The sequence below is a fragment of the Paenibacillus sp. FSL W8-0426 genome, assembly GCF_037969725.1.
Classification (GTDB): domain Bacteria; phylum Bacillota; class Bacilli; order Paenibacillales; family Paenibacillaceae; genus Paenibacillus; species Paenibacillus hubeiensis.
On record NZ_CP150203.1, the window covers coordinates 4,439,584 to 4,465,339 of the forward strand.

The following is a 25,756-nucleotide window of genomic DNA, read 5'->3' on the forward strand; positions in this document are numbered from 1 at the left end:
TAACCGTCCCCGAACATATAGGCAAAGCAATCAATACTGTGCCAATGCACGCATCGCTTCCTTAGCCTTGTCTTTGCTCAGCATGTAGAACTTTTCCAGCGTCGGGCTGATCGGCATCGCCGGCACGTCCGGACCGCAAAGGCGTTGAATTGGCGCGTCCAGATCGAACAAGCATTCCTCGCTGATGATGGCCGCAACCTCTGCTCCCACCCCACCGGTTTTGTTGTCTTCATGCACGATGAGCACTTTGCCCGTCAAACGAGCGGAAGCAATGATCGCATCGCGGTCGAGGGGCTGCAGCGTGCGCAGGTCGAGAACGTGCGCGGTAATGCCCTCTTCACGCTCAAGCTCTTCAGCAGCCTGCATTACGAAATGCAGCGGCTGGCTGTACCCGATGACGGTAATGTCGGCGCCTTCGCGCAGCACGTTCGCTTTGCCGATCGGCACGATGTAATCGTCGTCAGGCACATCTTCCTTGATCAGCTTGTAACATTTTTTGTTCTCGAAAAACAGGACGGGATCCGGATCGCGTACAGCCGCCTTCAGCAGGCCCTTGGCGTCATATGCCGAGTACGGCGCAACGATTTTCAAGCCCGGTGTGCCAAAAAAGATCGATTCCGGACATTGGGAGTGGTAAAGGCCGCCAAAGATACCGCCGCCGATCGGCGCACGGATCACGACCGGACAGCTCCAATCGTTGTTGGAACGGTATCGGATTTTGGCCGCTTCGCTGATGATCTGGTTGGTTGCCGGAAGCATGAAGTCCGAATATTGCATTTCCGCAATCGGCTTCATGCCGTACATGGCAGCCCCGATCGCTACGCCTGCAATCGCCGATTCGGAGAGAGGCGTGTCCATGACGCGCATTTCGCCGAACTGGTCCTGCAATCCTTTGGTCGTGGTAAATACCCCGCCTTTGACGCCAACGTCCTCGCCAAGCACAAACACGTTCTCGTCGCGTTCCATCTCTTCCTTCATTGCCAGACGGATCGCATCAATGTATTCCATCATCGCCATGATTACCGTCCCCCTTCGTTGCTTTCTGCATATACATGCGTCAGCGTATCTTCAGGCTTCGGATATGGCGCGTTGTCCGCGTATTCGGTCGCCTCTTTCAATTCCAGCGCGAGCTGGGATGCCAAATCCGCATCCTGGGCTTCATCCCAAATGCCGCATTCGAACAAATAATTTCTCATGCGAAGGACTCCGTCCTTTTTCCAGTTCTCTTCCACTTCTTCCTTGGTGCGGTATGCAAGGTCATTATCCGAGGTAGAGTGCGGCGACAGACGGTACATCATCGCTTCGATCAGAGTCGGACCTTCGCCGGCAATGGCACGTTTGCGCGCTTCCTTCACCGCCGCGTATACCTCAAGCGCATCGTTTCCGTCCACACGCAGCCCCGGGAATCCATAACCAAGTGCACGATCGGATACTTTGCCGCTCAGCTGTTTGTGCACAGGCACCGAGATGGCGTACTGGTTGTTCTCGCACATGATAATGACAGGCAGCTTGTGCACGCCCGCAAAATTCGCGCCTTCATGAAAATCTCCCTGATTGCTGGATCCTTCCCCGAACGTCACGAATGAAACGAACTCTTTTTTTTGCATCTTGGCGGCAAGGGCGATGCCCACCGCATGGGGAACCTGCGTCGTTACCGGGCTGGAGCCCGTTACGATGCGCAGCTTTTTGTGGCCGAAATGGCCCGGCATCTGCCGTCCGCCGCTGTTCGGATCTTCCGCTTTGGCAAACGCGGACAGCATCAGTTCGCGCGGAGTCATGCCTACGGCCAATACGAAGCCGTAATCCCGGTAATATGGTAAGTAATAATCGTGATCGCGGTCCAGGCCAAATGCTGCGCCTACTTGCGCCGCCTCCTGACCGATCCCTGATACGTGAAAGTTGATTTTGCCGGCTCGCTGCAGCAGCAAGCATCGTTCGTCAAACTTGCGTGCAAGCAGCATCGTTCTGTACATATCCAACACTTCTCCGTCGCTAAGCCCCAGCTCAATGTGCCGATGGACTGCTCCTGCAGTACCTTGTGAACTCATTATGAGGTACCTCCTTTAAATTCAGAGCCTGAGGAGCCGCGAAGAAATGCTTAATGTACTTTATTTCGTCGCGGTCCCCCTGCCAGTCTTACAACCCGATCTTATAACCTGGTACTAAGACTTGGCTTAAGCCTATTATAATCCCTTTTACCCAAAAAAGGAAAGGTCCTTTCTATCGAGGCTCTTCAGCCTACATGCCGATCGCTTTTCCGTCCACCGCCAGCATCGCTTCGCCCATGATTTCCGACAAGCTTGGATGCGGATGGATCGTCTGCCCGACTTCCCATGGCGTAGCATCCAGCATCTGGGCGAGCGAAGCCTCGGCAATAAGTTCCGTCACATGGGTGCCAATCATATGTACGCCCAAAATATCGTTCGTTTCCGCATCCGCGATCACCTTTACAAATCCATCGCGGCTGCCATGGACCAGCGATTTGCCGATGGCTTGAAACGGAAACTTGCCAGTTTTGACGCTGTGGCCGCGTTCCTTCGCTTCGCGTTCGGTAAATCCGATGCTCGCCGCCTCCGGACGAGTGTATACGCAGCGCGGAATACGATGGGATTCTACGGCGTGTACCGTTTCGCCGGCGAGATGGTTAGCGGCCAGGATGCCCTCATGGCTGGCTGCATGCGCCAGCTGCAAACCACCGATCACGTCGCCGATCGCGTAGATATGCCCTTCCCCTGTCTGCAGGTTTTTGTTCACGGCAATGAAGCCGCGCTCAAGCTTGACATCCGTATTTTCGAGGCCGATGTTCTCCACGTTGGGCTGACGGCCAACGGATACAAGCATCTTGTCCGCGCTCAGCGCCTCGCGTTTATCGCCGGATAACTCCACTTCGATTTGAATGCCGTCCTGACCGGACTTGTACGTTTCCGTCAGCACCTTCGCTTTCGTCAGGAAACGAACCCCGCGTTTGCCGAGCAGACGCTGCATTTCCTTCGCGATATCTTCGTCTTCTGCCGGAAGCACATGCGAAGCCGCTTCAACGACCGTCACCTGCACGCCGAAATCGTTCAGCATGGAAGCCCACTCCAGTCCGATGACTCCACCGCCGACGATGATCAGCGAAGCTGGAAGCTCGTCCATGCGGAGCGCCTCGTCGCTGCTCATAATGTATCGTCCGTCGGGTTCCAATCCGGGAATAACGCGCGGCCGTGAGCCTGTGGCGATGATCAGGTTTGTCGGCACAACCGTGTCCATCTCGCCATCTTCGAATTCGATGGCCACCGCTCCGCTTTGAGGCGAGAAGATCGACGGACCAATGACGCGCCCGTTCGCATGTACGACCTCAATCTTGTTTTTTTTCATCAAATATTGAACGCCCTGGTGCAGCTGCTCCACGATGGCATCCTTCCGGGCCTGCACCTTCGGAAACACCAGCGTTGCGCCCGTCGTCTCAATTCCGTATGTCTCGCTTTCCTGAATTTCCGCGTAGACTTCCGCGCTTCTCAGCAGCGCTTTGCTTGGGATGCATCCCCGGTGAAGGCATGTTCCTCCCAGCCTGTCCTTCTCGATAATGACAACCTTTTTTCCCAGCTGGGCGGCACGAATGGCGGCAACGTAGCCTCCGGTTCCTCCCCCAAGAATGGCAACATCGCAATGAATTGGCATCTCATCTTTTCCCCTTTGTCAACGTTTTACGCTATCCTTGGTTCCATTGTACTCTCCCAAAGCAGCGAACTCAAAATTTCGCGCCGTCTATGCATAGACAGCTTAAGTAAACCAAGCTATGATGAAAACAGGCATATCTTGTAAACACAACCTATTTTGCTCCATTTCTAACGGTCGGGAGGTTATGGTGATCCACACAAAATTGGTTTTTGCCCGTTTCTTGGCCATTCTCGTTCTGGTCGTCCCCGGCCTGATGGCGATGAAAGGCTTTCTGATGATGAAGGACGCTTTGTTTCTGTATTACGCCGATCATGGGAACGATCAGGTTTCCCCCGCGTTTGACTGGCTTTCCTTTGGCGGCGGGCTGCTCCTGTTCGGAGCAGGCATGAGCTTTCTGGGGGGCTGGATTTTGTTTAGGGATCGCAAACGAAACTATGTAGGTCCGCGTTTTCGTTCGAAAACAGCTCATCCGGGCCCGGAAAAACAGCGGCATTCCACATGAATCACCCGGCTGGGCATCGCAAGCCTTTAACGTTTGCCCAAGCTCAGTTATAATCCTTATTGAATCGATATGTGCGCGTGGAACGAACCTGAAAATAATGATTGCCTGCATTCGGAAACGGCAAGTAACCCGGAGTGATCCCCGGGTTATTCGTATAATGCGTCCCGCAGCTTGGACGACATGCGCGATTCTTTCGAGGAAGCTTTCAGCATCGTGCGGCGCAGCGTTTGGTTGCTGGCCTGCAACCGCCGGGCTTCGGCAAACAGATCGGCGACAAGCTCCCTCGTCCGTTCATCCAGATCAACTTCCTGCACCAGTTGTTCATATTTCTCCTCCAGGGCATGTAAAGAATCGTTCATCGGTACCCTTCATCTCCTTTGGACTCCAGAATCATCAACTGCCGTGACCAGCAGCTTACCATTCCATATAGTAACACAAAGAAGTAATGATAGTGCTGGCCTAGACCCAAGTTTTTGTGGTACTCTGTAATGGTCGCTTTTTTTGAGCAGGTAGCTAATAGATAGGTGAGAGGAGCAGCAGCAACGTGCAAACAGGACGTATTACCGTTATTACAGGGCCCATGTTCAGCGAAAAATCCGGTGAGCTTATTCGCCGTTGTCAGAAATGGATCCAGTTCGGCCGCAAAACGGTCGTGGCTTACAAACCCGCTGAAGACAATCGCTTTGCGCAAGACGAAATCGTAAGCCGGATCGGTTACCGATTGCCGGCCCATTCCATTCCCCGTCAATTGACGCCCGAGATCGTTGAGCAAATTATTGCCCAAACGAAGGACGCCGACGTCGTCGCCTTTGATGAGGTTCAATTTTTTAGCAGCGCCATTATGGAGCTTGTCTCCGAGCTTGCCTACTGCGGCAAACATGTCATCGTGGACGGACTTAACATGGATTACCGCGGCAAGGAGTTCGGTTATATCGGCGGTTTGTTGGCCATGGCGGATGATATCGAGAAACTGTCGGCCTTCTGCGCCGTATGCGGCAGCCCGGATGCTGCCTTCACGCAGCGCATTGTCAATGGCGAACCCGTTACGCTCGGACCGGTCGTCATGATTGGCGATTCGGAGGCTTATGAGCCACGTTGCCGGCACTGCTTTGTTCCTCCTCATAAAGTGGATTGTCCATAAATCCGGTCTCTCCTGCAGCTTTAATTTTGATTCGGACTATTACAATACATTCTTCTAATATGAAGCCCTACGGGGCTTTTTTATTATGGCGAGGCGTCCACTTTCGCTATTTCCGCGATATCCATACACAAAAAAGCACCGCTTTGCAGCGATGCAACAGGTGTTCTTTTTTTAGTCGCGTGTCACGAAATATTTATTGGTCATATAATAGGCGTCGCCTCGGGACGTTTCGACCATTCCTTTTTTGGCATCCAGAAATACGATTTCCTTGCATTTGGTGCAATACCACTTGGTTCGCTTATATGGAGATTCCGTTACGTAAGCCGTACCGCATTTGCAATCGATCTTCATCAAAATCTCGCTGGATTTATAAGCGCTGGACAAGCGTTCCATGTTATCCTGCTGCTGTGTGGGCATTATGGTTTGCTGATAATCGGATAGATGATTCTGAACCTTGAAGTCTGCCACAAGTCCTGCGTTCAACCCAAAAAATTCCTTGCCGATTTCGGTCACGAAGCGCTTCTCGTTTTTGTAGCAATCAAGCCACTCCATAATCTGTTTGTTGGACAATGGAACCGTACCCTTGATACCGCTATTTAAGGTGTAGGTCATGATGTATAAAGTATCGTCTTGTCTACCTGAGTACATTAGAATCCTCCTTCGAATACATTTGCTAATGTACTACAAAAGCGCCCATAAATCAAAACCATGTTATTTCCTGAACGCTCCTTTTTCATTTAAATGGGAAAAAAACCTCGCCGATCCGCCAAATTTTTGCAGGATGCGCATACGCCAATCACATTTCCTTGTGGACCCGCATAATGTACGACCGCTTTGACCTTATTGCTGCAGATCGAACAATGGTTCCTCCTTTCACGTTTGGGGGTGTAGTCCGATAGCTTCACTACGTTTTGGCTATCCTTGAAACCGCGTAGAAAGCGCAACCATCTCATCTGGCACTCACTCTTTCTAGTCATCATAATCTCTCGATCTCATCCAAAATAAACCTTCGTTCTCTATGTAACATCTTCCATGCTGTACAAGTCTATCTCATATCCTATTCGACGTTTCGATGCTTTTTCCTGTTTTCCTCTTCATGCATATGAAAAAAAACCGACACTCCTTTGACGACAAAGGCGTGCCGGTCTTGCACGTTCACTTATAAAATGTCCCCAGCACGTCAAGGTCTGGAGAACGTTCAATCCGGAAAGGATAAATGTATCCTTGCGTCAAGCTGCCGGCGAATTTGCGGCTCCACAGGTCGATTCCTGACGTGAAACGATAGGCCTGGTACACGAATTTGGAGCAATAGTTACGCTCGATGCTCAGCAAATTGGTTTGCAGCCGGTAATGCTTGACTTGCTTGTAGTGTGTTTGCACCCATTCGGCGGCCTTCTGCCCTGCCTGGCTTAAACGGGAACGAAATACGATAAATCGGTCACCCTCGTAAAAACGGGTCAAATATCCGTCGATGCTGTCCGCGAAGACAGGTCCGTACGGGTGTACATGATAGACTTTGCCGTCCAGCCCTATAATGCCCATATGGCCTGCATAATACGTGGATTCGGAACTTGGCGTATATATGATATCCCCTGGCTCGAGTGCCAAATCAATCAAAGCCGCGAGTGGCTGATCGCGATCTGCGCGTCTGGCAGCAGCACGCTTGCGGCGTCCTTCGACGAGAAGCCGGTGAAGCATACCGGCCGACTTGAGATATATTTTCGCATAGGGAATGCGTTTATTCATTAAATGGCCATACCATTGACGGACGGATGAAGTGATGTCACGGAAATGATTCATCAAGCTTGCCCTTCTTCCTGAAAGAATGCTCTTTTTTCGCTACGAGCGTATGATGCTGCATTATATGTTATTATAGCCCGCTTTCCCGAATCCGATCAAACATGCCGAACCTGTTCCGTCCGCCTTCCGGGCACACCAAAAAGCAGCTTCGAATCGATCCGAAGCTGCCATGAATCATCGCTGAAGCAAAGGCGGGGGAATTATTCCTCAACCACGCCAAGCGCTTTGTTTTTTTCTTTGAAGCGCGAATTGTGGGACGACACGTAAGCTACCTTTTCGGCATCAGGATCCATGTACAATTTGGCGCTGTTTACGGCCAATGCGGCATCCGTAAATGTACCTGCGATGAGATGCAGCTTGCTGCCATAATCGACGAAATCGCCTGCCGCAAATACACCTGGAATATTGGTTTGCAGTCTTTCGGTAACGCTTACGTGCCACTCGCCAAGATCCAATCCCCAATCACGGATCGGTCCGAAATCGCTCTTCATGCCATGATTCACAATGATTGCGTCCACATCAAGCAACTCGCTCTCGCCAGTCTCCACATGGCAGATGGTCACTTGTTCAATCGTTTCACCGTTTTGGCTGTGCAGCTTATCTACGGCAAAAGGTGTTCTGACGTCGACCGAAGACTCTCGCATCCGCAGCACATTCCGCTCCAATCCGCCAAAACGGTCACGACGATGCACCACCGTTACCTGCTCGGCCAGCGGCTCCAGCTCATTCGCCCAATCGACGGCAGAGTCCCCCCCGCCCGAAATCAACACTTTTTTGCCTCGGAACGGTTCCAATTCCTGCACGGTATAATGCAGATTCGTAACCTCGTATCGATCGGCGCCTTCAAGTTCGAGTTTAGCCATTTTGTATATACCGTAACCGATCGCCAGGATGACCGTACGCGTCCAGTGCTTTTCACCCGTTGCGGCTGTCAAGATGATGGTGCCGTCGGGCTGGCGCTCGAAGCCTTCGATCTGCTGTTCGAATACAATGGTAGGCTCAAACGTTCTCGCTTGTTCCTCCAGCTGCTGGATCAGTTTTTCACACAAAATAGGGGTAACTCCGCCAACGTCCCAGATCATCTTCTCCGGATAAAACAGCATGCGTCCGCCCAAACGGTCCCTGGCTTCAATCAGTTTTGTTTTCATATCGCGCATGCCGCTATAAAAAGCGGAATACATCCCGGCAGGGCCTCCACCGATAATCGTAACGTCATATAACTCCAACTGTTGTTCCATGAAAGCTACCTCCATTATTTCATTCAGGCACGCCTGATTATATGATATCGATTCTCATTATCACTAATTCTAGTTTACTGGGAAACATATCAAAAAACAATGGACAAATCACGCACATTTCTTATACCAAAAACATATATCCTGTAATTCTATGAGACAGACAGGGAACCTGAATAAATCAAGAGATTCTTCGGAACAATCGACTTCCGGTATGTAATTAAACATCTGCTCTACTTCAAAAAAGGCCACTGGCGGTTGTATACACTGTATCTGACAGCCATGGCCTGAACCAAAAATACGCTTTGTTTTGACTTACTGCTCTACCCGCTCCTCATTTACGCACATCATGCTGCCCGAGACGGATTTGCATATTTTTTTGATCCGTGTCGCTTCACTGATGATGTCTTCGATTTTCTCATATTTTCGCAGCATGTTGGACACAACGGCAATGGACACCGAAACAAGCGGAATGCATCCGAGCGTTCCCGAACGGCCTTCTCCCATCACATAATCATTGCTTAGATCATCGGCATTGTAAAATTCCCGTTTCATCTGCTCGAACCCTGCCAGCACCTGCTCGCCAATTTCCCGAAAATTGTGATGGTGTAAAATCGTGATGAAGTCGTCACCCCCGATATGCCCAAGAAACGTGTCGGGAAACATGAAATGTTTCCGTAACAGATTGGCCGTGGCCTGAATCAACTGATCCCCCATTTTGAAGCCATAGCTGTCGTTGTACGACTTAAAATGATCCAAGTCGATATACAGCACGCTGAACTCATCCAATCGAAGCAGTTGTTGAAGACGCTCGTCAATGATACGGTTGCCCGGCAAACCTGTGAGTGGATTCAGGAAAATGGCCATTTCCGCACGAATATCGGCAACGGCCAGCAATAATCTCCGAATGCTGACCGCTCCCATCAGACCTCCGGCCGATGTCACCAGCACTAGGTCGTACAGCTCTTCTTCATTACGGTTCATCGCTTGAATGCTGACGTCCGTAATCTGTTCTGCATAATCCACCACCAACGGTTCACTGTTCATTACAAGCCCAATCGCCCGGCCCATATACAAATTATAGCCGTATTGCGTTCCGATTTGCTGAAAAAAAAGGGTCCTCATCATTAATGCGGGGCTGCCCTTCGCCCCCACGACAGCAACGCCTTCCAATTTGGCATTCTGCTTGAAAAGCTGATAGACGGTATCGCATCTGGTCTCAGGCGTTACGGTTGGAATGGCTTCAGCGATCTCACCTATTTGCGTAAAAATACCGTTCACCTTCTCTTCCCCTGCGATATGAAATCCTTAAAATTCAGGCAAACTCCGGCTTTAATATGGGAAGACGTCTCTCTTCATGAAGTGTATTCATTCTTTGTGCCTAGATAAGATGTGTATGTAGTTCAATCGTATCATTCAGGTTCTGCTAATATGTTAACCAAAGGTAAATGTATGTAAAAAAACTTCACAAAAGAGCCGTCAAAATGAACAAAATTTATATTATGACCTTACATGACAAGTTACTTCATTGTTGCTAACCGATGCAGCTGAGTAAAATAGCCTCTTGCTAGAAGTTCATAAACATGTTCTAATATTTTTAATACAAACGATACATAATGTATCATACAAAGTGAGTGAGGATGAAAAACTAATGACATTGTCCGATTCTAAACCATTCGATACCTTGTTCAAAATATGGGCTATTGTATTGCCTATAAATTCTTGGGTCCTAATCCCTTCCAATCCCGGGACGACCCCTGGGTTGTTGCTTTCATTAGCATCTCTTGTATTTACTCTCCTTATCGCAATCAGTTTTAAAAGAAGAAATATCATTGGAATTGGACCATTAACCAATAACTTTTATAGAGATTTTATTATTTTTGTTTACATATTAACCATGATGAACGGCTTGGCGCAGTTGACCATTTTATTCAAAATAAATGAGGGCTACGATTATAATTTCAAACATAATGTTATTCTGGTAAATGAGCTTGGAGGCACCTTTTTAAGATCCAGTCTTTTCACTCAATCCATTTATCTGATCGCGGCTTCTATTATCTGCTTCTTCACCAAGTATTTTTACAAAGCAGATTGGAACAAATATATATTTGTAGGAGCGTCCCTGTTTCTGATTTATGGATTTTATGAGTGGTTTTACTACTTATTGTTCGGCACGACAGGAGACTTTTTAAGCAACAGGGTCTTTGCATTAGATATTCACGGAAATCCGAAATTAGGAAGTGTCAATCAATTTACGGATGTTTTCGGATTTCGCTCGCTGAGAATGAAAAGCTTATCCAGTGAACCCAGTACTTTTGCGCTAACCGTATTGCCTTTATGGATATTTGCGGTCCATATACACAAACCTTTACTTCACATACCGATGTTAATCGCTCTCATTTTATCTAATTCTTCAACCGCTTTTTTAGGAATCGTACTTTATTTCATTTACAGAATTGTTCGCTATCATCTCAAAGATCGGTATTGCCAACTGTTAATCTATTTTTTCGCGATCGTTGCAGTCCTGAATTATAAAAGAATTACGACGATATTCGGATTTTTGCTGTTTGATAAATTAGATTCCATTTCCGGCAACGAAAGATCCTCCTCGATGATGCTGCATTTAGATTATTTTGCTCAAATGCCATTTCTGAATAAGTTATATGGAATTGGATTTGGATATGTAAGGTCTACCGATTTCTTTTCCACCCTGATGGTCAATAGTGGCATAATCGGATTTATTCTTTTTTCTTTATTTTTTTTGTATCCTGTTTTCAAATTGCAGCGCAGCTATTTCAACGATGGACTTAAAATCATATTGTTGGTGGTCTATGCTTCGTTAATGATTTCCGTTCCGGAATTTTCTTATTTAACGACTTGGTTATTTTTAGGGATAAGTTATAGTCAACTAGCGAAAGAAAAGGCACTAAAAAATCAAATCCAGCTTAAACCTGTACCATCGCTTCTTCGCTGACATTCTTCCATAAGCAAAAGGATGAATTCACTATTACATTCCGCCAAATGCCATGCTATGTTCGCGAAGCATGGCATTTGGCGATGAATAAAACCTGTACTGCTATACCTGGTCCCAGTTAAGGTCATCATAGCTTAATGTCATGACATATCTGATCTATACAGAATATCGCCGTTTATTGGTTTTTAAATCCCAATAACGGCGATATCGACAAACAAAATTCATATTATGATTTCAGCATTTAGCTTTTGCCCGCACGTCAAAATACGTTTGAAATCGACTGGCTTACCTCTATTCCTGATCCTTTCACGACACCTTATGCTCAATTCTCAGCTTGTCGGCCACCATCGCGATGAACTCGCTGTTCGTTGGCTTCGACTTGCTGATGTTGATGGTGTAACCAAACAAATGGCTGATCGAGTCGATGTTGCCGCGTGTCCAGGCGACTTCAATCGCATGGCGGATGGCGCGTTCCACGCGGGAAGGCGTCGTTTTGAATTTTTCGGCAATGGCTGGATAGAGTGTTTTGGTGATGGCACCTAAAATTTCAATATTGTTGTACACCATCGTAATCGCTTCGCGCAAATACTGATATCCTTTAATATGCGCTGGAACGCCGATTTCATGTATGATGGACGTAATGCTTGCATCCAAATTTTTGTGTTTGCCCATGGGCACCACGTTGGACTTGTTCACGAACGAAGATGAACTGCTGCTGGAATTGGAAGAAACTGTAGTTTGGGTTCCCACCAATTGACGCACCCGATTCGCAAGCACTTCCATGTCAAACGGCTTCAAAATGTAATAAGAAGCACCGAGCTGCACGGCGCGCTGCGTGATGTTCTCTTGTCCGAAAGCCGTCAGCATGATGACTTTGGGCTGAGGCGTAAGATTCAAGCTGCGCAACCGCTCCAGAACGCCAAGTCCATCCAAATGCGGCATAATGATATCCAGGATCAATACGTCAGGGACGTTGCGTGATTGCTCCAACATTTGCAATACCTCTTCGCCGTTGTATGCTACGCCGGATACTTCCATATCCTCCTGCTCCGATATATATTCAGCGAGCAAATTCGTAAATTCACGGTTATCATCAGCAAGCAACACCTCGATTTTTTGCAAAACGGTATCCTCCTTTGAATGTAAACATTTTGGTTCGTACATCTCCTTACAACATAAATTTTCGACACAGCACATTAAATTCCTTCTGTCGAAAATTATTTTTCTTTATTTTTTTTATCCCTTGATTTATAATAAATATTTTATTTCATCATGCGATATATTATGTTAATGTTCGACAAAAAAATCTTAAGGCCGTTATCCAGCCTTAAGATTTTTTGCTTCATCCTTATTCATCATGACGCCGGCATCCTGAAGCATCCATTCGATGAAACAGCCATAGCCGGACTTGGGGTCGTTCACAAAGACATGGGTAACCGCTCCGACAAGTTTGCCATCTTGAACGATCGGACTACCGCTCATCCCTTGAACGATGCCCCCGGTTTTCTGAATCAGCTTCGGATCGGTAATTCTGAGTACAAGACCTTTCGTTGCAGGGACTTTTTGATCGGCTACATGTACGATATCTATGGAGAAACGTTCGACCTGCTGTCCATCAACAACCGTTAAAATTTCGGCAGGTCCTTCTTTGACTTCATGGGAAAATGCCACGGGAATGCCCTTGGAATACAAGCTGTGCTCAGGATTGGCCGACATTTTACCAAAAATGCCGAATGCCGTGTTTCTTTCGATATTGCCCAAAATTTTGCTTTCCTTTAGGAAATGAGCTCGTTTCTCGCCCGGATCGCCCGATTCGCTTTTGGAGATTGACGTTACGTTCGATTGCACAATTTGACCACTGCCAACAACGATAGACGTTTGCGTATTCATGTCGGTAATGACATGTCCCAAAGCGCCGTATACGCCTTGATCGGGAGCATAAAAGGTCAATGTTCCTACCCCTGCTGCTGAGTCGCGAATATACAGGCCCAGTCTCCAGGCTTGATCTTCTGCGTCATAAGCTGGATTAAGTCTGGTTTTGACCGTTTGCCCGCCACGCTTCAGCACTACATCAATGCCTTTTTTGCTTTTGCCCGCACGTTCCACAGCTTCGGCTACTCCTGAAACGCCTTCAAGCTTTTTCCCGTCCATGTGAGTGATCAGGTCACCAAGCTTGATGCCTGCTTCTTCCCCCGGGGAAAAGCGTTGGTCTGGCCCGGATCGGACAAGGTGATGGCCTACGACAAGAATGCCCGCCGACTTCACTTTGACGCCGATCGTTTGGCCGCCGGGAACGATGCGCAGATCGGGAATGACGTTTACATCGACCGTTTTTAACGGGATTTTGCCCCACAGCTTCAGCGTTAATCTGGCATGGCCCGTCTGCTGAGGGTGAAGATGCAATGGTTGCTGCTTCGTTACGTGCACGGCTTGATTCTGCCCTTGACCATCCAGACCGACAATGTCCGGACGATCTACAACTGCACTGGAAGTCGCAGGTACCGCAAAATGCAGATCCGCCCGCCTGCCCGCAAAAACCTGCACTTCGTCAGGCAATGAAGCGAAATTTTGCACAGGCTGAATCACCTGGCTGATCACACATAGAAAGAAGGCAAATAAAAGACCTAGAAATTTCTTCCTGAGGGGGGATTTCAATGGCTGTCACGCTCCCTTTGCTTCTTTCGCTTGACGAAAGGTGGTCGCCAATTGCGTACCTATAAGATAACCTTGCCCCCAGGCTTTTATTACTGTCAATCATTACGCCAGCCGCTCGTTTCCCCCTTTTTTGGCTTCCGCCAAATTGAGCATTTCCTGTGCATGATGGAGCGTTTTCTCGGTAATTTCGACGCCGCCGAGCATACGTGCCATTTCCTTGACGCGCCCTTCATTGGATAGTGACTCCACTTGAGTCATTGTGCGTCCGTCCATGACGTGTTTTTCGATCAAATACTGGTGATCAGCCATGCAGGCTACTTGAGGCAAATGCGTAATCGAGAACACTTGGCATGTCGAGGAGAGCCGGAATAATTTCTCGGCGATGGATTGTGCCGCTCTTCCGCTGACCCCCGTATCCACTTCATCAAAAATAAGTACGGGAATACGATCGTGGCGCGCAAAAATGCTCTTCATGGCGAGCATGATCCTCGACATTTCTCCACCTGAAGCAATTTTGCCAAGAGGCCGCAGCGGCTCTCCCGGATTCGGCGAAATGAGGAATTCTGCATTGTCCGCGCCTTGGCGGGTTAGGCGAATCCGTCGCCCATTCCACTCAATGCCTTTGGGATCTTCGAATGGCGTAATTTGGACCCGTAACGACGTCCGCTCCATTTGCAAATCCTTAAGCTCGCTTTCCACTTGGGTTGCCAGTTCTTCCGCACATTGCTTTCGAACCTTGCTCAGCTCCTCGGCGGATTCGAGCACCCGTTGAAGCAGCTTATCCCGCTTTGCCCGAAGCTTCTCCAAACGTTCGTCCTTATTTTCAAGCTGATCGGTTTCGTGACTGATCTGCTCGTAATATTTCAGAATTTGTTCTACGGTATCTCCGTATTTCCTTCTAAGGCCGGTAATCAGGTTTAGCCTTTGTTCAACTTCTTCCAGCCTGCCGGGATTGAATTCGATTTTGTCACGATAGTCCCTAAGTTGGAATGCAACATCTTCAAGCAAATAATAGGCGGATTGCAACTGCTCTACGATCGGCTGGATGCCTTTGGTATCATATCCTGAGACATCTTCCAGACGGGATAGCGCAATGCTGACCGCTTCCAATCCGCGCTGACCGCTCAGCAGTTCATATGCACCCGCAACCGTGTCCATCATTTTCTCGCTGTGGGATAGTTTGACCCGTTCTTCGGCGAGCAATTCATCTTCGCCCCCGGTCAAGGATGCCGCTGCAATTTCCTCCAACTGAAAACGGTACATATCGAGCAGCTGGTATGCCCGCTGGCTGGACTCCTGAAGTGCCCGCAGTTCCTTTTCAGCTGTCACGAATTCACTGTACCGCCGTTGGTATTCGGCTTTGACCGACCCAATTACTGCTGCTCCGTATGTATCCAGCAGACCTAAATGACTCTCTGCCCGAAGCAGGCTCTGATGTTCATGCTGACCATGAATATTGATCAGCTTCTCGCCCACTTCGCGCAGCATGGTCAGATTAACAAGTTGTCCATTAATCCGTGATGTGCTCTTGCCTTGTGTGTTCAACTCTCGTCGAATGACGAGATGTTCCTCCGGATCGCATTGAATGCCCAATTTCTCAAGCGTTTCCCACACCGGGTGGTTCGACTCCAGCTCGAACAATGCCTCCATTTCGGCTTTTTCACATCCATAACGAATGAGGTCAGCCGAACTCCGCCCGCCGGCGATCATGCCGAGCGCATCGATGATAATCGATTTCCCGGCCCCAGTTTCCCCTGTAAGAACGTGAAATCCGGGGTGAAATACCACATCCACCTCTTCAACCACGGCCAGATTACGAATCGATAAAGTAACCAACATTTGTCAAAGCACCTCCGGATGCCAAACTCTGCAAGTTGTTGTTTCGGACTCATCTCAGGACGACCTTCCCGAGCGATAAATGAAAGCTTATTTCGTGATTTCGCCAAATATCATTTCGGATTTATTTCTCAGGAAATATACCCCATGATGCGTTCAATCACGGTGACGCTATTGGCTTCTGTCCGGCAAATGATGAGAATCGTATCATCGCCGCAGATCGTTCCCATTACTTCTGTCCACTCTATGTTATCCAGAAGGGCCGCAATCGAATTGGCGGTTCCCGGCAAACACTTCATCACCACCAAGTTGTTCGTGTGGTCAATGTGAAGAAAATTGTCCACAAGCGCTCTCTTCAGCTTCTGAATCGGATTGTAACGCTGGTCGGTAGGAAGCGAATACTTGTACCGCCCGTCATCCATCGGAATTTTGATCAACAGCAGTTCCTTGATATCTCTGGACACGGTTGCCTGAGTGACCTGAAAACCTGCTTGACGCAGCGCTTCCACCAGATCATCCTGTGTTTCAATATCGTTTTGGCTTATGATTTCACGAATTTTAATATGTCGTTGTCCCTTCATACATGCCTCCAGTTTGAATAATCCCTATAGCAACGACCTAGTCAAGATCGTCGCCATCATACACGTCTTCGTCATAATCAAGCAAACGGATCAATTTCACGCTTGCCTCTTCCAGATCTACGTACAACAGGCCATCACAACCTGGGTACAGAAGCAAGTAATGCAGGAAACGATCCCTCAAAGCAGGACCCGAAAATTCAACGGGCTGTCTGCGACGGGACGTTTTGACCAAATAGCGCGCATCTTCCCGCTCGGCGACGAAATCAATGAACAGCCTGCTGTAAAGGACCGATTCGTTGGCTTCAAACGCAAGCGGTATTTTCATTCTCCCCCCGATGACTTCATAACCTTCCGCTTCAAGCAAGTCAATTGCAGGAGAATCCTGAATATCCTCATTTAACGGAAGCCCTGACAAACTTACAGGAATTGGACGGTTCAACCAGCTTCGCCAGCCGTAAAACAGCCACAGCATTAAGCAAACGGCAAGCACTCCGATCACAATCGAGTCATATTGCCCTTCCATCATCGTTCACCTCATCCACTAATTCGAGGTTCGGAAGACATTTTCCTGTTCTTAGCATCACCTTTCCAGCGAAAAGAAACCCATCCTATGATGAGTTTCCCTTAAAAGTATGCGCAGCTTCCATTGCGATCCGATGCGCCAACGCATCAAATGGAGCCAGTTCGTTCTCTTGTTGTGGAGCATCCGGTTCTTCCAGACGCCAGTGCGCAAGAAATTCGATATTCCCTTCTCCGCCGGTAATCGGGGAAAAAGTAAGGCCTTGAAGACGAAGTCCAAGCTCATTCGCGAAACGAAGCATGGATTCCAACACTTCCTGATGGACCTTCGAGTCACGAACGACGCCGGATTTACCGACCTTCTCCCGACCGGCCTCGAATTGCGGCTTGATCAAAGCGACGATATGGGCAGGACGCTTCAACAAGGCCATAAGCGGCGGCAAAATGATTTGCAGCGAAATAAAGGATACGTCAATGCTCGCGAAATCAGGCACTGGACCTGTCAAATCCTCGGGTGTTACGTACCGGAAGTTGGTTCGCTCCATAACGGTAACCCGCTCATCATTTCTTAGCGACCAATCTAATTGGTTGTAACCGACATCGATGGCATAAACATGCGATGCGCCATGTTGAAGGGCACAATCCGTAAATCCACCGGTGGAAGAACCGATATCCAACATAACACGATCATTCATGTCGAGTCCAAAATGGCGAATTGCTTTTTCAAGCTTCAGTCCGCCACGTCCCACGTATGGATGCACAGCACCCTTCACCTTGAGTTCGGCTTCGCGCGGAATTTTCATGCCGGCTTTTTCGATCCGTTCATTATTGGCATATACCAGTCCTGCCATGATGGCTGCTTTTGCCTTTTCGCGACTCTCGTAAAAGCCTTGCTCAACCAGCAGAACATCAATTCGTTCTTTCGGGAGTGACATGTCTTTCTCCTATCCTGTAGTTAATCCAATGCTATAGAAATCGAATAAACCAATCACACTAGGCCACTTCGAGTGCAATACCATCTTCCGATCGCTGTTATCCCCAGATTGGTTCTGCCTCTTCGTTAATGTGTGCTATGTTTTTTCCGGTTTATATAGGTCTATAAAAACATTTTACGACTTCCCTTAATCTAGGAAGGAAAGCGGGTTCTTGACATCCCGTACGAGGACTGGGCTGCCATGCTTCGCAGCTCGGCGCAAACATTTTGGGCCGTTAAGCCCACTTCCGCGCGCTGCTCGTCAATGCTGCCATGTTCGATGAACCGATCCGGAACGCCCATGAGCTGTACATGAATGTCATGCAGACCCTGTTCTGCATAAAATTCAAGCACAGCGCTCCCCATGCTTCCTGCCTGTGATACTTCTTCAAGAACAATCAGCTTGGTTCCACGCAGCGCCAGCTCGCGCAGCATCGACTCATCGAGCGGCTTCAGGAAACGCGCGTTGATGACACCTGACGATATGCCTTCGCGTTTCGCCATATCTGCTGCCTCTTCGGCGATCTGCACCATCGACCCCGAGGCAATGATCGCATAACCTTCGGCAGGCCGCAATTGCTCCCAAGTCCCGATCGGAATCGGTATCAGCTGTTCGTCCATCGGAACGCCAACCACATTGTTTCTAGGATAGCGATATGCAATCGGTCCATCGTTATAATCAAGCGCCGTCTTCATCATGTGACGCAGCTCGTTTTCATCTTTCGGCATCATCAGCACGATGTTCGGGATATGGCGCATAAACGCCACATCGTATACGCCTTGGTGCGTTTCCCCGTCCGGACCGACGAATCCGGCACGGTCAATGGCAAAAATGACGTTTGCGTTATGTCTGCAAATATCATGCACGATCTGATCATAAGCACGCTGCATAAACGTGGAATATACCGCATATACAGGCTTAAGCCCTTCCATGGCTAACGCAGCGCACATCGTCGCCGCATGCTGCTCGGCGATCCCCACGTCGATCATGCGATCCGGAAACGCCTTGCTGAACGGAATAAGTCCGGATCCGGTTGGCATTGCCGGGGTTACCGCGACGATTCGCTTATCCTTTTTGGCAAGCTCCACCAGCGTTTCCCCAAAGATTTCGGTATACATCGGTTTGCCAACGGCCTTAAGCACTTGGCCGGATTCAATTTTATATGGCGAGATGCCATGCCACTTATGCGAATCCGCTTCTGCAGGCTGATATCCTTTTCCTTTGGTTGTAAGGACATGGACCAGCACCGGACCATCCACGTTGTCAGCCTGCTTAAATGCCTCGATCAATTTGGGAATGTCGTGTCCATCAATCGGCCCCAAATACTTGAAGCCCAGTTCCTCGAACAGCACGCCTGGAACCATCATGTATTTCACGCTATCCTTGATCCAGCTTGCCGATTTGGCCAAACGATCGCCGATACCCGGGATCCTTTTCAGCATGCCTTCTACGTCGTCCTTTGCCTTCAGGTAATGACGATCCGAGCGGATTTTGCTCAAATATTTATGCATTGCGCCTACATTGGGTGCAATAGACATTTCGTTATCATTCAGAATGACCATCAGCTTCTTTTGTTCGTGACCGATATGGTTCAACGCCTCAAAGGCCATGCCGCCTGTTAATGCCCCGTCACCAATCAGTGCAATCACCTTATTGTCCTCGCCCTTAAGGTCGCGTGCCAGGGCCATGCCCATAGCCGCCGACAATGAAGTGCTGCTGTGGCCGGCTTCCCAGACATCATGTTCGCTTTCATTTCGCTTGACGAATCCGCACAATCCATTGTGCTGCCGTAACGTATCGAAACGGTCCATGCGTCCCGTAAGAATTTTGTGAACATATGCCTGATGCCCTACATCGAATATCATTTTATCTACCGGACTGTTGTAGCAATAGTGCAGGGCCACCGTGAGCTCAACCACTCCTAAATTCGGGGCAAGATGCCCCCCTGTCACAGACAGCTTCTCGATCAGAAACTGCCGAATCTCTGCCGATAATAATACAAGGTCATCCTCAGACATCGACTTGAGATCGCTCGGTTGTTTAATTTGTGGAAGCAGCACGAGAATCTCCCCGCTTTCCTAGATTGATTAAATAGCCGTGATGTATACAGCTTATTTGTTAACATTAAAAAACATTATATCATAAATGACCAAGAAACCTAATTTGCGTCAGCAACCTTCAGTCCGCGAGCCGTTTCGCCAAAATGGCACACGGGTTACAGCCTATGTATCTTTTACGTCCGTTCACCGATATGGATGCAAAAAATGCATCAAATCCATGTACCCTGATCCGAATGTATTGAAACATCGACTTACCCTGCTGCTTCTGGAAGCTAGTGATCCCTGTTCATTAAATAATCGGCAATTTCCATCAACCGGGACGAATCCGGCAGCCCGGCTCTGTCAAGCGCATCCTTCGCAGACCGGGTCAGCACGCGGACCTGCTCCAGCGAGGCTTCCATTCCGATAAAAAACGGATAGGTAACCTTCTGCTGGTTCACATCACTCTGCGTTTTTTTCCCCATCTTCTGTTCATCGCCGGTTAAATCAAGAATGTCGTCCTGAATTTGGAAGGCCAGCCCCAGATCTCTGCCGAACACGCGCAGCGCTTCCAATTGTCCTTCCGAAGCTCCGCCAATCCGGGCTCCTGCCAGCAAGGAGAACACGATCAGATCGCCGGTCTTATGCAAATGAATGTACTGCAGCTGCTCAAGGCTGGTCATGCCTTGCTCGCCTTCCATGTCAGCCACTTGTCCGCCAACCATGCCTCTGGCACCCGCCAATTCCGCCAGGTCTTCCACGATGGACAGCAGCGCTTCTGCCGGAACGCCATGGGAACGCCCCGCTTGCACAATACTGTAAAACGCATGCGTAAGCAGTGCGTCACCGGCCAATATAGCCGCGGCCTCCCCAAACACTTTATGGTTCGTAGGTTTACCTCTGCGATAATCGTCGTTATCCATGGCAGGCAGGTCATCGTGGATCAGCGAATACGTATGAACCATTTCCACGGCGCAGGCCACCGGCATTGCAGCACTGCGCTGCGCACCGAGGGCTTCCGCCGCGGCGACGACCAACAATGGGCGCAGGCGCTTGCCCCCGGCCATCAGCGAATACTGCATGGCTTCGCGCAAAGATTTCGGCACGTCCCAATGAACAGGCAGCGCTTCCTGCAGCGCTGCCGTAACCTCATTAGCCGTATTTTGCAGATACTGTTCGAATGATAGCCGATTACTCATTCGGTTCACCGCTTTCGTCAAGCGAAGTTCCAAACGGTTTTTTGCGCAGCTCCCCGTCTTCTTCCACGATCATTTCAATTTTGCGTTCCACCTGCTCCAGTTTGATGCCGCACAATTGCGAAAGCTTCATCCCCCGTTGAAACAGATCAATGGCCTGCTCAAGGGGGACATCCCCATGCTCCAGTTCGCTCACGATCTCTTCCAGAGCGGCCATTGCTTCTTCAAAGTTCAATTCCGGTTCATTCGCCATGGGTAGTGTCGTCCTCCTTCATTCCCCAAACCTGACAGTCCAGCTGCCCGTCGGTGAGTTTGATCTTGATTGAGTCTCCGGGCTGCACATCCTTCAGGGACTTGATCAACCGTTTCTCCTGCTCATCATAGACGAGGCTGTATCCGCGAGACATGACTTTAAGCGGACTGAGCGCATCCAGATGGCGTACGGCAGATGCCCATTTTTGCTGTTTAGACTTCATGATGGAATTCATCGCCAACTCCAGTTGGCGCCTCGCAGCAGTATGTTCCCGGCGTGCCGCGCCCACTTGTTCACGAGGATTGAACCGCTGCAGCGCGGCGTGAAGGCGCTCCCGCTTTTCTCCCGTCCATTTCATCCGCGAATCGATGCTCCGCATCAGTCGCTGCTGCAGCATATCGAGCCGTTCGGCGTGCTGGAGCAGCGTCCTTCTCGGGTGTACCAACACCGGCGAACGCTGCAACCGCTCCAGCCGCTCGCGGCTTTGTGCCGCCCGCTGACGAAGCCGATGCTGCAGCTGCCTTTGTCTTTGCGCGATCTGCTGCGCCAGTTCAGCCCGGCTTGGCACCGCAAGTTCCGCGGCAGCAGTCGGCGTTGCCGCGCGCAGGTCGGCCGCAAAGTCTGCAATCGTAAAATCCGTTTCATGACCAACGGCTGAAATCACCGGAATCCCCGAGCCTGCAATCGCCCTTGCAACCATCTCTTCATTAAAAGCCCACAGCTCCTCCAGCGAACCGCCGCCGCGTCCAACGATCAGCACGTCCGCTTCTCCCATTCGGTTTAAACCTTCAATGGCTTTGACAATGGAAGGTGCCGCACCTTTCCCTTGCACCAGCACCGGATACAACACGACCCGGGCAGAAGGAAATCTTCGCTGCAGAGTGGTAAGAATATCCCGAACCGCAGCTCCCGTCGGAGAAGTGATCACGCCAATGGTTTGCGGATATCGGGGAATATCCCGTTTTCGCAATGGCGAAAACAAACCTTCATCCTCCAGCTTTTTTTTCAGCTGCTCATAAGCAAGATACAGGCTGCCAATGCCATCAGGCTGCATATGCGTGGCATAAAATTGATACTGGCCATCGCGTTCGTACACGGAAACATTGCCTCGCGCAATAACCCTCGTGCCCTCTTTGGGCACGAAGGGTAATCGCTGATTATGCGAAGCAAACATGATCGCTTTAATCCGGCTGTCCTTGTCTTTGAGCGTAAAATACATATGTCCGCTGGAATGGTGGGTGAAGTTGGAAATTTCGCCTCTAAGCCACACGTCCGACAGCACCTGATCGGATTCCAGTTTCATCCGGATATACCGATTCAGGTCCTTGATGGAAAATATCCGTTGTTCAGCCACGGGTATACCTAGCTCAAGCCGTGAGCGCGTTTGGCTGCAATCAACGTATTTTGCATCAGCATCGTAATCGTCATCGGACCTACGCCGCCGGGAACCGGTGTAATCGGTCCAGATACTTCCTTCACGCTCTCGAAATCAACATCGCCTGCGAGCTTGCCGTTATCCAAACGATTCATGCCTACGTCGATCACGACCGCACCCGGCTTGACATAGTCTGCGTCAACGAAGTTGGCGCGGCCGATGGCTACAACCAGAATGTCTGCTTGGCGAGTAATCTCTTTCATGTTCGCCGTGCGGGAGTGGCACATGGTGACAGTTGCGTTCTCGCGTTGCAAGAGCAAGGATACGGGTTTACCGACGATGTTGCTGCGTCCGATAACTACGGCATGTTTGCCGGACATTTCAATGCCCGTGCGTTTGATGAGCTCGATTACACCGGCTGGCGTACAAGGCAGCAGGCTGTCGTCACCGATGACAAGATTGCCCACGTTGACCGGATGGAATCCGTCCACGTCTTTTTCCACCGCGATGGCATCAATGACAGCTTTCTCTTCGATATGATTCGGCAATGGAAGCTGAACCAGAATCCCGTTAATGCTATCCTGTTTGTTCAGCTTGTCCACGAGCGCAAGCAGGTCTTCCTGGGAAGTAGCTGCATCCAAACGATGAACTTCCGAATAGAAGCCCAGATCCTGACAAGCTTTTTCCTTGTTGCGTACGTAAACATGGGAAGCAGGGTCATCTCCAACGAGTACCACGGCGAGGCCGGGAACAACTCCCTTCTCTGCAAGCTGCTTCACTTCGGCGGTAATGCCTGTACGAATTTCCTGGGATACTTCTTTACCGTTGATAATAGATGCTGTCATTTACTCTCTCTCTCCCTTATGTGAACATAGAATAAGTAACCTGCAAAAAATTAAGACAACTTCTCCTTGATGGTACCCACTTCCTGAATCATGCGGCCAAGAACGCCGTTAACGAATTTTCCGGACTCGTCGGTCCCGAAGTGTTTGGACAGTTCAATCGCTTCGTTGACAGATACTTTGGCAGGGACATCATCCTGGAATACCATTTCGTAGGCGGCCAGCCTGAGAATCTGGCGGTCAACCCTGGACAAGCGGCTGATTTGCCAACCTTTGAGATAATCCCCAAGCAAACCGTCAATCGCTTCCTTACGATCCCATGTCCCTTGCACCAATGCCGTTACATACTCGCGCATCGCATCCGCGTCGCGAATGACCACATCGGTTTCGTTTTCTTCCGCCGCTTCATTGATCAACATGTTGACCGCTTCAGCAGCGCCAACCTCATTCATTTCCATCTGGTACAGGCTTTGTACCGCAATTTCCCTAGCCAAACGTCTTTTCATATCCTGCCTCCTGCAGCATTCCGTCCGGAATGCTCCTCATGCTTATTTTCAAACAACCATTTCCACACTGACTTGCTTCTGCATCCGATTGAACACCATGCATTTCAAGCAAGCTGCAGCTTGGTTTGATCTACATCTTTGGTATTATTGTGTTCCCTTTTCACAAAAAAACCTGCAATACGTTTCCTCCAAAAAAATGCATATTAAACTACAGCCATTTTGGAAGAAACCTATTGCAGGGTTCAAGCGGCTACTTAAACGGACGCCAGCGATCACCCAGCCATTGCCCCCACTCCCGCCAAGGAATGTGGAATTCCAGCTTTGAATCACTTCGTCTGCCCAAGGTATACCCGACGAACACCAAAAGTGCAAAGAACAACATATCCCAAAATCCAATCCATACGTAAAGAAAACCAAAAAAGATGCCGCCGACTATGCCGAGAATCCGGCCTTTGTAATTATCCCAAATCTCTCTCCACAGCATCAGTGAAATTCACCTCATTCCACTCGACTCTTGTAGTTAGGCGACTGGGTAACGTTCGCAATATACACAGTAACAAAGGAAACCGGAATACCCGTAATCTCCTGTACATGATCATGTATTGCCTTTTGCAGCTCGGTCGTCAGTGCCGGAATCGGCGTCTCGCCATCCACCACGGCCCTGATCTTGATCTCCAGTCCGGACTCAACCACGCGAATTCTTGCCTTGACATCACGTACGCCACGGAAACGCGAAGTGGCTTTCATGCACAAATTTTCGATCGTTTCCATCGAAATCTGCACATCGCCATATTCGGTACGCTGGTCGACGGAAGGCAGCGAAGCACGCTCGCGCCGGACGGAAATGTAGAAGAAGCGCAAACTCAGGATAAACAAAACCGCGGCCGCGATCACGGCGGCAACAATAACGTTCTGTTCCTGCTGGTAATTCAATTCGTAAGGCAGCACTCCGCTGATCAGGAGAATGACCACTGCCGATATTGCTCCAACGCTTATGCTGTATAGAAACAACAGAAGCCGATCCAGTATTTTTGCCACGAACTGCACAGCCTCCCTTGCTTACCTACGTTTCTTGATACCCAATCTTGTGCACCTGTCTCGGCTCACTGTCCCATTGGCCGAAAAGATCTGTCCAAGAAGGGATAACCCCCGGCACCCATGCCGGGGGAATTGAACTTCTTTTATTTCACGCGCTGAGTGGTAGGCTCAACTTCCTCCACCTTCTCGGCGCTCTTGAATTGAACGTCGTGAATATGCACGTTGACTTCGTTCACATTCAATCCGGTCATGTTTTCAATCGAGCGCTTCACGTTTTGCTGGATTTCTGTAGCCACTTGCGGAAGGCGATACCCGTATTCGATGATTACCGATACGTCAACGGCTGCTTCACGCTGTCCGACCTCAACCTTCACGCCTTTGGACAGGTTCTTGCGGCCCAGCAGCTCGGCAAAACCGCCAGCAAAACCGCCGCTCATGCCAGCTACGCCTTTAACTTCAACGGTAGCCAGTCCGGCAATAACTTCGATAACCTCAGGTGCGATTTGGATTTCACCGATATCCGTCCGTTCAAATTCTGTCGGCAGTGTACTCATTACTGTTCAACACACCTTTCGCGAAATAAGTTGGCGGCCATCCGTCAGGGCCAGTCCCGATTCATTCGGGCAC

Annotated in this window: 26 protein-coding genes; 3 read left to right on the plus strand and 23 right to left on the minus strand. The window is 49.5% G+C overall.

Annotated elements, in window-relative coordinates:
- Positions 1 to 30: 30 nt before the first annotated feature.
- The 3 genes from MKY59_RS19775 to lpdA form a co-directional block, all read right to left on the minus strand.
- Positions 31 to 1,017 (minus strand): alpha-ketoacid dehydrogenase subunit beta, encoded by a 987-nt coding sequence (locus tag MKY59_RS19775; RefSeq protein WP_236419924.1) that lies wholly within the window; start codon positions 1,015 to 1,017, stop codon positions 31 to 33.
- 2 nt (positions 1,018 to 1,019) lie between these two features.
- Complete coding sequence (locus MKY59_RS19780) at positions 1,020 to 2,048, minus strand: thiamine pyrophosphate-dependent dehydrogenase E1 component subunit alpha (protein WP_236419926.1); 1,029 nt, start codon at positions 2,046 to 2,048, stop codon at positions 1,020 to 1,022.
- Positions 2,049 to 2,238: 190 nt separating this feature from the next.
- A complete protein-coding gene (lpdA, locus tag MKY59_RS19785; protein ID WP_339273324.1) occupies positions 2,239 to 3,663 on the minus strand; it encodes a dihydrolipoyl dehydrogenase in 1,425 nt (474 codons plus the stop codon).
- A gap of 184 nt (positions 3,664 to 3,847) precedes the next feature.
- Between lpdA and MKY59_RS19790 the strand changes: the two genes are divergently transcribed.
- Positions 3,848 to 4,165: a DUF2627 domain-containing protein gene (locus MKY59_RS19790; RefSeq protein WP_339273325.1), complete on the plus strand. Its 318-nt coding sequence runs from the start codon at positions 3,848 to 3,850 to the stop codon at positions 4,163 to 4,165.
- Positions 4,166 to 4,311: 146 nt separating this feature from the next.
- Here MKY59_RS19790 and MKY59_RS19795 read toward each other — a convergent pair whose 3' ends face one another.
- On the minus strand, positions 4,312 to 4,524 hold the full coding sequence (locus tag MKY59_RS19795) for a hypothetical protein (RefSeq protein ID WP_236419930.1): 213 nt from the start codon (positions 4,522 to 4,524) through the stop codon (positions 4,312 to 4,314).
- Positions 4,525 to 4,709: 185 nt separating this feature from the next.
- Between MKY59_RS19795 and MKY59_RS19800 the strand changes: the two genes are divergently transcribed.
- Positions 4,710 to 5,306, plus strand: coding sequence for a thymidine kinase (locus MKY59_RS19800; protein WP_236419932.1), 597 nt, complete (start codon positions 4,710 to 4,712; stop codon positions 5,304 to 5,306).
- 171 nt (positions 5,307 to 5,477) lie between these two features.
- Here the strand turns inward: MKY59_RS19800 and MKY59_RS19805 are convergent, their stop codons facing one another.
- The 4 genes from MKY59_RS19805 to MKY59_RS19820 all read right to left on the minus strand — a co-directional run bounded on the left by MKY59_RS19805 (position 5,478) and on the right by MKY59_RS19820 (position 9,622).
- Positions 5,478 to 5,954, minus strand: a complete 477-nt coding sequence (locus MKY59_RS19805) for a hypothetical protein (RefSeq protein ID WP_236419934.1) — start codon at positions 5,952 to 5,954, stop codon at positions 5,478 to 5,480.
- A gap of 507 nt (positions 5,955 to 6,461) precedes the next feature.
- The gene (locus MKY59_RS19810) at positions 6,462 to 7,106 is read right to left on the minus strand and encodes a hypothetical protein (RefSeq protein ID WP_339273328.1); all 645 of its coding nucleotides are present in this window, start codon (positions 7,104 to 7,106) and stop codon (positions 6,462 to 6,464) included.
- Between the two features lie 200 nt (positions 7,107 to 7,306).
- A complete protein-coding gene (locus tag MKY59_RS19815; protein ID WP_236419937.1) occupies positions 7,307 to 8,344 on the minus strand; it encodes an NAD(P)/FAD-dependent oxidoreductase in 1,038 nt (345 codons plus the stop codon).
- 312 nt (positions 8,345 to 8,656) lie between these two features.
- Complete coding sequence (locus MKY59_RS19820; RefSeq protein ID WP_339273331.1) at positions 8,657 to 9,622, minus strand: GGDEF domain-containing protein; 966 nt, start codon at positions 9,620 to 9,622, stop codon at positions 8,657 to 8,659.
- A gap of 370 nt (positions 9,623 to 9,992) precedes the next feature.
- On the opposite strand from MKY59_RS19820, the gene MKY59_RS19825 reads away from it, so the two are divergent.
- The gene (locus MKY59_RS19825; RefSeq protein WP_339273333.1) at positions 9,993 to 11,315 is read left to right on the plus strand and encodes a hypothetical protein; all 1,323 of its coding nucleotides are present in this window, start codon (positions 9,993 to 9,995) and stop codon (positions 11,313 to 11,315) included.
- 306 nt (positions 11,316 to 11,621) lie between these two features.
- On the opposite strand, the gene spo0A is transcribed toward MKY59_RS19825, so the two are convergent.
- The 15 genes from spo0A to MKY59_RS19900 form a co-directional block, all read right to left on the minus strand.
- Entirely contained in the window at positions 11,622 to 12,437 is an 816-nt protein-coding gene (gene spo0A / locus MKY59_RS19830) for a sporulation transcription factor Spo0A (RefSeq protein WP_339273335.1), read from the minus strand.
- A gap of 195 nt (positions 12,438 to 12,632) precedes the next feature.
- Positions 12,633 to 13,970, minus strand: a complete 1,338-nt coding sequence (gene spoIVB / locus MKY59_RS19835) for a SpoIVB peptidase (protein WP_236419945.1) — start codon at positions 13,968 to 13,970, stop codon at positions 12,633 to 12,635.
- A 102-nt stretch (positions 13,971 to 14,072) separates the two neighbouring features.
- Positions 14,073 to 15,809, minus strand: coding sequence for a DNA repair protein RecN (gene recN / locus MKY59_RS19840; protein WP_339273337.1), 1,737 nt, complete (start codon positions 15,807 to 15,809; stop codon positions 14,073 to 14,075).
- 128 nt (positions 15,810 to 15,937) lie between these two features.
- Positions 15,938 to 16,387, minus strand: a complete 450-nt coding sequence (gene argR, locus MKY59_RS19845; RefSeq protein WP_236419949.1) for a transcriptional regulator ArgR — start codon at positions 16,385 to 16,387, stop codon at positions 15,938 to 15,940.
- A 37-nt stretch (positions 16,388 to 16,424) separates the two neighbouring features.
- A complete protein-coding gene (locus MKY59_RS19850; protein WP_236419951.1) occupies positions 16,425 to 16,913 on the minus strand; it encodes a hypothetical protein in 489 nt (162 codons plus the stop codon).
- Positions 16,914 to 16,995: 82 nt separating this feature from the next.
- Entirely contained in the window at positions 16,996 to 17,841 is an 846-nt protein-coding gene (locus MKY59_RS19855; protein WP_339273340.1) for a TlyA family RNA methyltransferase, read from the minus strand.
- 191 nt (positions 17,842 to 18,032) lie between these two features.
- Positions 18,033 to 19,940: a 1-deoxy-D-xylulose-5-phosphate synthase gene (dxs, locus tag MKY59_RS19860; protein ID WP_236419955.1), complete on the minus strand. Its 1,908-nt coding sequence runs from the start codon at positions 19,938 to 19,940 to the stop codon at positions 18,033 to 18,035.
- A gap of 272 nt (positions 19,941 to 20,212) precedes the next feature.
- Complete coding sequence (locus MKY59_RS19865; protein WP_236419957.1) at positions 20,213 to 21,118, minus strand: polyprenyl synthetase family protein; 906 nt, start codon at positions 21,116 to 21,118, stop codon at positions 20,213 to 20,215.
- Positions 21,111 to 21,368 carry an exodeoxyribonuclease VII small subunit gene (gene xseB, locus MKY59_RS19870; RefSeq protein ID WP_236419959.1) on the minus strand — a complete coding sequence of 86 codons (258 nt, stop codon included), beginning with the start codon at positions 21,366 to 21,368 and terminating at the stop codon, positions 21,111 to 21,113. Before xseB ends, MKY59_RS19865 begins: the two co-directional genes overlap by 8 nt.
- A complete protein-coding gene (gene xseA, locus MKY59_RS19875; protein WP_290371484.1) occupies positions 21,358 to 22,722 on the minus strand; it encodes an exodeoxyribonuclease VII large subunit in 1,365 nt (454 codons plus the stop codon). Before xseA ends, xseB begins: the two co-directional genes overlap by 11 nt.
- Before the next feature lie 8 nt (positions 22,723 to 22,730).
- A complete protein-coding gene (folD, locus tag MKY59_RS19880; RefSeq protein ID WP_236419961.1) occupies positions 22,731 to 23,588 on the minus strand; it encodes a bifunctional methylenetetrahydrofolate dehydrogenase/methenyltetrahydrofolate cyclohydrolase FolD in 858 nt (285 codons plus the stop codon).
- Between the two features lie 50 nt (positions 23,589 to 23,638).
- The gene (gene nusB / locus MKY59_RS19885) at positions 23,639 to 24,091 is read right to left on the minus strand and encodes a transcription antitermination factor NusB (protein WP_236419964.1); all 453 of its coding nucleotides are present in this window, start codon (positions 24,089 to 24,091) and stop codon (positions 23,639 to 23,641) included.
- A gap of 250 nt (positions 24,092 to 24,341) precedes the next feature.
- Positions 24,342 to 24,575: a DUF2273 domain-containing protein gene (locus tag MKY59_RS19890; protein ID WP_236419965.1), complete on the minus strand. Its 234-nt coding sequence runs from the start codon at positions 24,573 to 24,575 to the stop codon at positions 24,342 to 24,344.
- A 14-nt stretch (positions 24,576 to 24,589) separates the two neighbouring features.
- Positions 24,590 to 25,129 (minus strand): alkaline shock response membrane anchor protein AmaP, encoded by a 540-nt coding sequence (amaP, locus tag MKY59_RS19895; protein WP_236419968.1) that lies wholly within the window; start codon positions 25,127 to 25,129, stop codon positions 24,590 to 24,592.
- Positions 25,130 to 25,272: 143 nt separating this feature from the next.
- Positions 25,273 to 25,683 (minus strand): Asp23/Gls24 family envelope stress response protein, encoded by a 411-nt coding sequence (locus MKY59_RS19900; protein ID WP_236419971.1) that lies wholly within the window; start codon positions 25,681 to 25,683, stop codon positions 25,273 to 25,275.
- Between the last annotated feature and the right edge of the window lie 73 nt (positions 25,684 to 25,756).